This window comes from Mesorhizobium calcicola, assembly GCF_042682105.1.
GTDB lineage: Bacteria > Pseudomonadota > Alphaproteobacteria > Rhizobiales > Rhizobiaceae > Mesorhizobium > Mesorhizobium calcicola.
Window position 1 is genome coordinate 214,015 of sequence record NZ_JBHUGY010000080.1, and the last position, 9,361, is coordinate 223,375.

Genomic DNA, 9,361 nt, shown 5'->3' on the forward strand with positions numbered 1-9,361 from the left:
ATGCCGGGCCTTTTTGTTGGGATTGGCGAATCGAAAGAATCGGTCGGGCGGTTCTTTAAAGCATCGCCCGAAGTGCGATCAGGCGTCCTTCCTGGGCGCCGCAACCCGCAGCGCCAGTTCGCGAAGCTGCTGCGGGCTCGCTTCCGAGGGCGCGCTCATCAACAGGTCGTAGGCCTGCTGGTTCATCGGGAACATGGTGACCTCGCGCAGGTTCTTCGCTCCGACCAGCAGCATGACCACGCGGTCGATGCCGGCGGCCATGCCGCCATGCGGCGGCGCGCCGTACTGGAAGGCACGATAGAGGCCGCCAAAGCGCTCCTCGACCGTGGCGCGATCCAGGCCGACCGTCTCGAACGCCATGACCATGGTCTCCGGCAGATGGTTGCGGATACCGCCGGAGGCGATTTCGAAGCCGTTGCAGACCATGTCGTACTGGAAGGCCTTGATGCCGAGCAGATCCTCGCCATTCAGCGCATCGATGCCGCCCTGCGGCATCGAGAACGGGTTGTGGGCGAAGTCGATCTTCTTCTCCTCCTCGTTCCATTCGAAGAAGGGGAAGTCGACGATCCAGCACAGTTCGAAGCGCTCGCGGTCGACAAGGTTCAGTTCCTCGCCTGCGCGTGTGCGCGCAGCACCCGCGAAAGTCACGAACTTCTTCGGGTCGCCGGCGACGAAGAAGGCGGCGTCGCCATCGGCAAGGCCGAGCTGAAGGCGGATCGCCTCGGTGCGCTCCTCGCCGATGTTCTTGGCGAGCGGGCCGGCGCCCTCGAGCTTGTCGCCCTCCTTGCGCCAGAAGATGTAGCCCAGCCCCGGCTGGCCCTCGCCTTGCGCCCAGGAGTTCATGCGGTCGCAGAAGGCGCGGCTGCCACCGTTCTTGGCCGGAATGCCCCACACCTCGGCCTTCGGGTCGTTGGCCAGGATGTTGGCGAACACCTTGAAGCCGGAATCGCGGAAGTGATCGGAGACGGCCTGCATCTCGATCGGGTTGCGCAGGTCCGGCTTGTCGGAGCCGTATTTGCGCATGGCGACATCATAGGGGATACGCTGGAATTTCTGCGTCACCGGCTTGCCGTTGGCGAAGGTCTCGAAGACCCCGCGCAATACCGGTTCCATGGTCGACAGCACGTCGTCCTGCTCGACGAAGCTCATCTCGAGGTCGAGCTGGTAGAATTCGCCTGGCAGACGATCGGCACGCGGGTCCTCGTCGCGGAAGCAGGGCGCGATCTGGAAATAGCGGTCGAAGCCAGAGACCATGATCAGCTGCTTGTACTGCTGCGGCGCTTGCGGCAGCGCGTAGAAGGTGCCGGGATGGATGCGCGACGGCACCAGGAAGTCGCGCGCGCCTTCCGGCGACGAGGCAGTCAGGATCGGCGTCGAGAATTCGGTGAAGCCGACCTCACCCATGCGCCTGCGCATCTCGGCGATGATCTTTGTCCGCGCCACGATGTTCTTGTGCAGCGTGTCGCGGCGCAGGTCGAGGAAGCGGTATTTCAGCCGGATGTCCTCGGGATAGTCAGGCTCGCCAAACACCGGCAGCGGCAATTCCTTGGCCGCCGACAGCACCTCGATCTCGCGGGCGAAAATCTCGATCTCACCGGTCGGCAGGTTGGCGTTCGTGGTCTCGGGCAAGCGCGCCTTGACCTCGCCGTCGACGCGGATGACCCACTCACCACGCACGGTCTCGGCGACCTTGAAGGCCGGCGAATCCGGATCGGCGACGATCTGGGTCAAGCCATAATGATCGCGCAGGTCGATGAAGAGCAGACCGCCATGATCGCGCACGCGATGCACCCAGCCCGACAGGCGAACGGCCGAGCCGACGTCGCTCTTCCTCAACTGGGCACAGGTATGGCTGCGGTAACGGTGCATTGTCATTGGTAAAGTCCGGGGTGCTGGGTTGCCGGCCGAAGCATGACAGCCCGGCCTGAAAATTTGCGCGAAAAGCGCATGGGAGGCCCGATTTGTCAAGGCAAGCGGCGCCGGGCGCCGCCCGGCAGGCGCAGCAAGCTCTCTGGCTAGCGACAGCGCAACGGATTCAGGCGGCGTCCCCACGGCAAGCCGCATCATAGTCGGCCAGCACCTGGCCGATCGCGGCATGAAGAATGGCCTCGGGCTTCCCGGCAGGCCCGAGCCCTGCCGGCAGCATCGGCAGGAACTGTCGCATCAGCGTTTGGGGAATGCTGGCGCCGTTGAGCACCTCGCGCAGGCGGCCAACGGCAACGCCGGCGGTGGGGTTGCTCCAGTAATAGCGGATCCGGTCGCTGTAGCTGTAGTGCCGCTGCAAATAGAGGCTCGCTTCATCGCCGTGATAGTGGCTGTGCCAATGGCCAGGTGCCGCCAGCATCACGCGCTCCATGGTGCGGGCAAGCGACCTGTCGCCGTAATCCGCGACCATTTCGGACGCGATCTGGTCGAGCCCGTAAAGCGCCTCGCGCAAGGCGAATGTCAGGCCCGGGCCGACCTTGAGGATGAGAAAGCCGTTGCCGACAAGTGCGGTCAGCGCCGCGCGGCTCTGATAGTCGGTGGAATGTGCCTCGTAGACGAGTGACGGTTCGTCATCGAGCAGTCCGGTTAGCGCCTTCGACGCCTCCGGCCTGTAGGCGACGACGTTCTGGCTGCCGAATTCGACGCCCGGCTGCACGACCACGGCGATGACGCGGCCTAACGCTTCGGCCAGGCCTTCGCGGGCGAAGATCTCGCGATGCACGTCGATCGTGCGGCGCGCCGCTGACGCTTCGGTGGGCTTCAGGTCGCTGATCGTGTGATCGACGCCGCCCGGGGCGGGAACCTCGGTGCCGATGATGTAGACCGGCAACGCACCACCGCTCGCGCGCGCCGCCTTTTCGGCCGCCTTGGCCAGCCGCACGGCCCGCATGGCGATCGTCTCGTCGTCCAGGGCCGTCGGCTCGCCGGCACATCCCATCGACGCGTCGAGATGGATCTTGCTGAAACCGGCCCAGACATAGGCGGTGACCATGGCTTCGGCCTTGCTCATCGCTTGCGCGGCAGGCTCCGCGCGCCACGGGTTCGGTCCAAGATGGTCACCGCCGAAGATGATGCGTGAGGCCTCTAGCCCTTCCCTGCCGGCGATCTCCCGCACGAAGGCGATGAACAGGTCCGGGGTCATCCCGGTGTAGCCGCCGAACTGATTGACCTGATTGCAGGTCGCCTCGATCAGCAGCGTGGTTTCCCTGTCCCTGGCGGCCCGCCTCACGGCCGTCTGGATCACCAGCGGATGGGCCGAGCAGATCGAGGTGATGCCGTATGGCGTTCCGTTTCTGCGCGCGGTGGCGAGGCCTGCAAGCGGGTTGGCCATCATGTCGCCCTCGCGGTCCCGGCGATGAAGCCGTCAAGCACATCGAAGCCGGCGATGCCTTCCATGGGGCCGCGCCGCGTGACGTTGCGGGCGCCGGCGGCATTGGCATAGAACAGCGCCTTGCCGGGCTCCATCCCCATGCGCCGGCAAGTCAGATAGGTCGCGCCGAAACAGTCGCCGGCTCCGGTCGGGTCCACTTCCTCCACCAGGAAGCCGGCGCAGTCGATCCTGCTGCCGTCGGCGGCGAACCGGGACGAGCCGGCAGCCCCTCGCTTCAGCACGATCTCGCCGACGCCCCTGGCGATCAGCGCCTTCACCGCATGGCATTCATCGTCGACGCCTGCCGCGGTCAGCAATTCTTCGCCGGAGGGAAGCAGCAGATCCGCATCGTCGACCAGGGCTGAAAATTGCGCGCCGTCAGCGCCATCGTTCAGTTCCTTGCGCACATTCGGATCGAAGGAGGTCGAGCCGCCGCTGGCGCGCACCGCCTTCGTGGCATAGGCAACGATCTCCCTCAGCCCGGCTACGGACAGGGTGGATCCCATGACATGCAGATGGCCCGCCCTGTCCGCCAGTTGGCGCGCTTCGGCGGTGAGGCGGATTTGCCCGGCGGCGGATTCGGCGATGTTGTAGACGAAGTCCCGGCCACCGTCGGGCCGGTAGCGAACGAAAGCGCTTCCCGTGGGGTAGCGGTCGCTGACGGACACGGCGGACACGTCGACGCCGTCGCGCCGGAGCCTGTTCAGATTGACCGTGCCAAAATCGTCGCGGCCGACGCAGCCGATGAGCCCGGCGCCGCCGCCCAGCCTTGCGACCTGGTCGATGAAGATGGCAGGAGCGCCGCTCGGGTAAGGGCCGACCAGCGTCAGCGGTTCGAGGAAACCCAGCCCCCGGTCCGTCGCCATGATCTCAACCAGGATTTCGCCGGCGGCAATGGTCGGCCCCACGGATTCGGACGCGATCTCCCTTGGGCGGGAAAGGTTCATTCCTGCAATTCCTTCTCTCCCAGCCGGAGCGAACGCGGATCGTGTCGGCGTCTGGTTGTACGGTGGCTCCTGATGTAGCCGAGGTAATTCGCGTCGAGAGCGAAGTCAATACAAACTGCACGTACGTTCACTTTATTTGCTACGTATGCGCCTTTCGCGACGCCTCGAATGGCGAGGGTCCATGCCTCGCGCCTGGGCTGAACGCCAAATATCAAGCCCCGTGCAGCTTGACTTGCGTGTTTGCAAGCGCAATAAAATATATACGCATGTTCACTTACACATGCGCATTCGTAAAGGAGGAGACGAAATGCCAATTGGTAAGCGTATTGGAATTCTCGCCGCGTCGGCCACCGCTTCCGCACTGACGGTGAGTGCCGCCCTGTCCGCGGAAATCACGGTTGCGACGGTCAACAATGGCGACATGATCATCATGCAGAAGCTGTCGCCGGAATGGGAGAAGGCGACCGGAAACAAGGTCAACTGGGTGGTGCTGGAGGAAAACGTCCTGCGCGAGCGCGTCACCACCGACATCGCGACCAAGGCTGGCCAGTTCGATGTCCTGACCATCGGCGGCTATGAAACCCCGATCTGGGGCAAAAACGGCTGGCTCACGCCACTCAACGACCTCGGCGACGATTACGACTATGACGATCTGATCGCTCCGGTGCGCAACGGCCTGACGGTCGACGGCAAGCTGTACGCCGTGCCCTTCTATGCCGAAAGCTCGTTCACGCTCTACCGCAAGGATCTGTTCGACGCCGCCGGCCTGAAGATGCCGCAGCAGCCGACCTATGACCAGATCACCGAATTCGCCGACAAACTCACCGACAAGTCGAAGGAGCAATACGGCCTGTGCCTGCGCGGCAAGCCGGGCTGGGGCGAGAACATGGCCTTTGTCGGCACGCTGGTGAACACGTTCGGCGGCCGCTGGTTCGACATGGACTGGAAGCCGCAGATCAATTCGGATGCGTGGAAGCAGGCGATCGGCTGGTATGTCGACACGATGAAGAAGGATGGACCTCCGGGAATAAGCTCCAACGGCTTCAACGAGAACCAGACCTTGTTCGCCTCCGGCCATTGCGCCATGTGGATCGACGCCACGTCGGCGGCGGGTCGTGTCTATGATCCCAAGCAGAGCAAGGTTGCCGACAAGGTCGCCTTTGCCAAGGCGCCGGTGGCGGTGACGCCCAATGGCTCGTCCTGGGGCTGGGCATGGAGCCTGGCCATCCCGGCGACCTCCGCCAAGGCGGATGCCGCCAAGTCGTTCGTGAAATGGGCGACCTCGAAAGCCTACGTCCAGCGCGTCGGCGAGACCGAAGGCTGGGTCGCGGCACCTCCGGGAACGCGCAAATCCACCTATGCCAGCCCGGACTACCAGAAAGCGGCGCCTTTCGCCGCGACGGTGCTTTCGGCGATCGAATCCGCCGATCCGATCAAGCAGACCAAGGATCCGGTTCCTTATACCGGCATCCAGTTCGTCGCCATTCCCGAATTCCAGGGCATCGGAACCGAGGTCGGCCAGGCGGTCGCCGCCGCGGTAACCGGCCAGCAGTCGGTCGACGATGTGCTCAACGGCGCCCAGACCGCCGTGGAGAAGACGATGACGGAGGCAGGCTACATCAAATAGGCGGGTTCTAGCCCACACAGGTGAGCCAGGAGGCGGAATGAGCACAGCCTCCTGGCGATCCGGGCCTGAAAAGCCTCCCATTGCAGCAGGCCTGGAGGATGCACGGATCCGCCACAACGGGTCCGTGCGTTTCTCGGGAGGCGCGTCAAGGATCCGTTGGGCCACGTGTCCCACGACTCACGGAAACTGGAATTGGAAATGAAACTGAACAACAAGATTGCCTTCATCACAGGCGGTGCGCGCGGCATTGGCCTAGGTTTCGCGCAAGCCTATGCGCGCGAAGGCGCCAAAGTGGTGATTGCCGATATCGACATCGAGCGCGCCACGCGGGCTGCCGCCGCGATCGGTCCGGCGGCGAGCGCCATCAAGCTTGACGTCACCGACCTCGGTGCGATCGACAGGGTGGTGGCGGAGGTCGACCGCGATTTCGGCGGCATCGATATCCTCGTCAACAATGCGGCCATCTTCGACATGGCGCCGATAACCGACATCACCGAAGCCAGCTATGACAGGGTGTTCGCCATCAATCTCAAGGCTCCGCTGTTCATGATGAAGGCGGTGGCCAATGTGATGATCGCGCGCGGCCGCGGCGGCAAGATCATCAACATGGCGAGCCAGGCCGGTCGCCGCGGCGAAGCGCTGGTGACGCTTTACTGCGCCTCCAAGGCAGCGATCATTTCGGCCACGCAGTCGGCGGCGCTGGCGCTGGTCAAACACGGCATCAATGTCAACGCGATCGCGCCCGGCGTCGTCGACGGCGAGCATTGGGATGTTGTCGACACGCATTTCGCCCACTGGGAGGGCCTGAAGCCGGGCGAGAAGAAGGCGGCAGTGGCCAAATCGGTGCCGATCGGCCGCTTCGCTCAGCCCGAGGATATTGCAGGACTTGCCGTGTTCCTGGCCTCGCCCGACAGCGATTATATCCTTGCGCAGACCTACAATGTCGACGGCGGCAACTGGATGAGTTGACGCGCTCGAGCCGTGTCATCATCCGGGACGAGGTCGTCCAAACAGGGGAGACTGACATGAAGGCCATCCGATTTACCGCTGCGGGCGTTGCCGGCATGGCCGACATCGACCTGCCAAAGGTCAAACCGGGACACGCCTTGGTGCGTGTCCGCGCCGCCGGGCTTTGCCATACCGACATCGAGGTGCTGCACGGCCGCTACGGCGAAGGCGCGTTTCCGCTGGTCCCCGGTCATGAATATGCGGGCACCGTCGAGGCGGTCGCCAGCGATGTCACCACCGTCAAGCCGGGCGATCGGGTCGCCGTCGATCCCAACATCCCGTGCGGGCATTGCCCGGCCTGCGGGAAGGGCCTGACCAATTTGTGCGCCAGCCTGAGGGCGTATGGCGTGACCGAAAATGGCGGATTTGCCGAGTTCAGCGTGGTTGCCGTCGACCATCTGCACGGGATCGGCAACCTGGCATTCGCCACGGCGGCACTCGCCGAGCCGCTCGCCTGCGTCCTCAATGGTCTCGGTGCCGCCGGGCTCGGGGCCAGCAACAGCACGCCCGGCACCGCGCTGGTCTTCGGCGCCGGGCCGATCGGTCTGCTGCTTGCCCTCTCGCTCAGGGCCAAGGGCGTCAAGAGCGTGGCGGTCGCCGATATCAGCGAACAACGCCTCGCTTTCGCTGAAGCGCTCGGGCTGGAGCCGTTGGTGTCCGGATCGCAGGCGCTGTCCAGGGCGCAGGCTTTCGATTTCGTCGCTGACGCCACCGGTGTCGCCAAGGTGGTCGAAGGCATGATCGGTTTCACCGCCGATGGCGGCACCGCGCTCCTTTTCGGGGTCTGCGCGCCCGATGCCAGGATCTCTGTCGCCCCGTTCGAGATCTTCCGCCGGCAGATCAGATTGGCAGGGTCGCATTCGTTGAACCGGAACATCCCGCAGGCGCTCGACATTCTCAGCCAAGACGACGGCACGATGGCGCGGCTTGTCAGCCACCAGCTGCCGCTTTCCGAACTGTTGCCGTTTTTCGCCAAAGCAAGCGGCGACCCAACGACGATGAAAGTACAGTTTTCCTCGGAGCCGTAATTTCAAACAGTACAGCCGCGCCCATGGGCTACAGGCGGCCTCATCCGTTCGGAAAGAACATTCCACCTCCTTTCCGCGAAAAGGTGACTCAAGTAGACAATGGCGACGGCAGTTCGAGCAGGGAGCCCATGAATGGCAAGGACGATCAGGACGATGGAGGACTTCTCGGCCTTTGTCGGCTTGTCTCGCACGACGGTTTCCAAATATTTCAACGATCCCAGCTCGGTGCGGAAAAACACTCGAAACGTGATCGAGGCCGCGCAAAGGAAGTCCGGCTTCCGGCCGAGCATGTTCGCCGTCAATCTCAATCGCCGCCGCAGCAACATTCTCGGCATCATCATTCCGAATTCGACGGATCCGTTCTACATGGCGCTGACGCGCCGCATTGAAACGATCGCCAACGAAGCCGGCTTCCTGGCGTTTGTGCTGTCTTCCGACGGACGTGCCGAAATGGAAGACCAGGCGATCCAGACGTTCAAGTCGATGAACATTGCCGGCGCCATCATCGCACCGCTCGGCGTGCAGTCCCATCACCGGATCCTGGCCGAACTCGGATCGAGCATCCCGCTGATCTATGTCGACTCGCCGCTTGACGAGACCTCGTCGTTTGTCGGCACCGACAACCGGCAGAGTTTCAGGCTCATTGTCGATTATCTCTGCAGGTCCGGCGAACCGCCCTGCTACTTCGCCATGCCGCTCGTCAACAACAACGCCTCGGCCAGACAGGACGCCTATGTCGAGGCCATGCAGCAGTTCAAAATGACGCCTGAATTCGTGCCCGTCGCCGACCTCAGGTCGTGGGATTTCGAGAAATTCGGCTTTGACGAAGCGCTCCGCATCCTGAAGGGGCAAGGCTTTCCGACCAGGACCGTGCTTTGCGCCAACGACCGTGTTGCCTTCGGCGTGATCGCGGCCGCCTATCAGCTGGGCCTGAAGGTCGGCCACGGGGCGGACTGCGACATGCGGGTCGCGGGGCACGACGACCATCCCCTGTCGCGCTACGCCTGCCCGCCGATCACCACGGTTGCGCAGAACTACAACGAGATCGGCCGCCTGGCCATCGAACTCCTCCTGGAGAGGCTGGACGAAAAATCCTCGTCCAAACCAGACAGCGGCCGCATTCTGCTCAATGCGGAACTGATGCTGCGAAGCTCGGCCTGACAGGCGCAGGCTGGGAGGAAGCGGATCATTGCTTCAGGGCTTAAGTCTTTGCCGGCCTCGGCGCATTGCCGCTAGAAGTGTTTTCTTACGACAGTGCAGCCATCAAACGATTGGAGATGCTTCGTGCCTAAACGCACTCCGCCAGCAGGCATTGGGCCACATAATGGCCGCGAATTGGAAATGATGCTTCGAGGCGACAAGCCAATGGCCTTGTTCTCGGCGGAACCGGGTATGG

7 protein-coding genes are annotated in these 9,361 nt (G+C 63.5%); 4 read left to right on the forward strand and 3 right to left on the reverse strand.

What is annotated here, in order from left to right; genetic code table 11:
* Positions 1–78 precede the first annotated feature (78 nt).
* The 3 genes from aspS to ACFSQT_RS39515 form a co-directional block, all read right to left on the reverse strand.
* Positions 79–1,869: an aspartate--tRNA ligase gene (gene aspS, locus ACFSQT_RS39505; RefSeq protein WP_379027545.1), complete on the reverse strand. Its 1,791-nt coding sequence runs from the start codon at positions 1,867–1,869 to the stop codon at positions 79–81.
* Between the two features lie 166 nt (positions 1,870–2,035).
* Positions 2,036–3,319 (reverse strand): D-tagatose-bisphosphate aldolase, class II, non-catalytic subunit, encoded by a 1,284-nt coding sequence (locus ACFSQT_RS39510; protein ID WP_379027457.1) that lies wholly within the window; start codon positions 3,317–3,319, stop codon positions 2,036–2,038.
* The gene (locus ACFSQT_RS39515) at positions 3,316–4,302 is read right to left on the reverse strand and encodes a tagatose kinase (protein WP_379027459.1); all 987 of its coding nucleotides are present in this window, start codon (positions 4,300–4,302) and stop codon (positions 3,316–3,318) included. The genes ACFSQT_RS39510 and ACFSQT_RS39515 overlap by 4 nt, the downstream gene beginning before the upstream one ends.
* A gap of 307 nt (positions 4,303–4,609) precedes the next feature.
* On the opposite strand from ACFSQT_RS39515, the gene ACFSQT_RS39520 reads away from it, so the two are divergent.
* The 4 genes from ACFSQT_RS39520 (at position 4,610) to ACFSQT_RS39535 (ending at position 9,126) form a co-directional block, all read left to right on the forward strand.
* Positions 4,610–5,929, forward strand: coding sequence for an ABC transporter substrate-binding protein (locus ACFSQT_RS39520; RefSeq protein ID WP_379027461.1), 1,320 nt, complete (start codon positions 4,610–4,612; stop codon positions 5,927–5,929).
* Positions 5,930–6,127: 198 nt separating this feature from the next.
* On the forward strand, positions 6,128–6,898 hold the full coding sequence (locus tag ACFSQT_RS39525; RefSeq protein WP_379027463.1) for an L-iditol 2-dehydrogenase: 771 nt from the start codon (positions 6,128–6,130) through the stop codon (positions 6,896–6,898).
* A 56-nt stretch (positions 6,899–6,954) separates the two neighbouring features.
* Positions 6,955–7,965: a zinc-dependent alcohol dehydrogenase family protein gene (locus tag ACFSQT_RS39530; RefSeq protein ID WP_379027465.1), complete on the forward strand. Its 1,011-nt coding sequence runs from the start codon at positions 6,955–6,957 to the stop codon at positions 7,963–7,965.
* 153 nt (positions 7,966–8,118) lie between these two features.
* A complete protein-coding gene (locus ACFSQT_RS39535; RefSeq protein WP_379027546.1) occupies positions 8,119–9,126 on the forward strand; it encodes a LacI family DNA-binding transcriptional regulator in 1,008 nt (335 codons plus the stop codon).
* Positions 9,127–9,361 lie beyond the last annotated feature (235 nt).